General features: G+C 64.1%; 1 protein-coding gene. It reads right to left on the bottom strand.

The genetic code is table 11. The annotated features are described in order from the left end of the window. Positions 1-979, bottom strand: a 979-nt coding sequence (locus tag BG61_RS38590; protein WP_063741174.1) for a beta-keto acid cleavage family enzyme, incomplete at both ends; no start/stop codon positions are given.

Raw genomic sequence — 979 nt, 5'->3', positions numbered from 1 at the left:
AGCGTCTCGTCGGCGTCCTTGTATTGCACGCCGATCCTGTAGATCTCGCGTGCCTCTTTGCCGCTCGCGATCTCGCGCCCCAGTTCGCGGGCGACGCGCACGCACTGCTCGATCTGCTGCACCGACGTCATGCGGTTGCCGTGCTGGTCGATGATCGTGTCCTCGATGCCGCAGCGCGGATGCAGGCCCATCGACATCGCCATCATGTTGAACGGCAGGACGTTTTTCAGCAGCGACTCGGCCGTCAGCGTGCAGCCGTCCGGCGCACGGTGCACGAAGTTGAAGAAGTTGAACGGGTTCGGGCCGTCGAAGCCACCGCCGATGCCGATCCACGTCAGGTTCAGCGGACCCGTGTACACGCCCTTGCGCACGAGGCGTTCGAGCGTTTCCAGCGCATGGATGCCGGTCAGCTGGAAGTGCGGCTGGATGCCCGACGCCTGCAGGCGACGCAGATGCTCCTCCACCCACGCCGGTCCCGCCGGCACGGTCATTTCGCTATACGCCGCCATGAATGCGGGGTTCGCGAGCGAGGTGCCTTCCAGATACTCCGGATACAGCAACTCCATGATGTTCATCTGCGTCGTGTTGATCGCCACCGTCACCTGGTCGGGCTTCGGCTCGAGGTCGGCGAGCATGTGGCGCGTATCGTCGGAGAGCCACTTCGCTGCCTGCCCGTCGTCTTCCGGCGCGAACGAGATCGAACCGCCCACCTGGATGATCATGTCCGGCACCGCGGCGCGCACGCCGGCGATCAGTTCGTTGAACTTCGACAGGCGCTTGGAACCCTTGCCGTCCAGCTCGCGAACATGCAGATGCAGCACGGTGGCGCCGGCGTTGTAGCAGTCCACGGCCTTCTGGATCTGTTCGTCCATCGTGACCGGAATGTCTTCCGGGAAGTCGGACGGCATCCATTCGGGGCCGTAGGGCGCGACCGTGATCACGACCTTGTCCTGGTTTTCGGGGTGCAGCGAATCGTCGA

Source organism: Caballeronia glathei, from assembly GCF_000698595.1.
Lineage (GTDB): Bacteria > Pseudomonadota > Gammaproteobacteria > Burkholderiales > Burkholderiaceae > Caballeronia > Caballeronia glathei.
The sequence above is the reverse complement of the archived record's forward strand: the minus strand, read 5'-3'. Positions and strand labels throughout refer to the sequence as shown.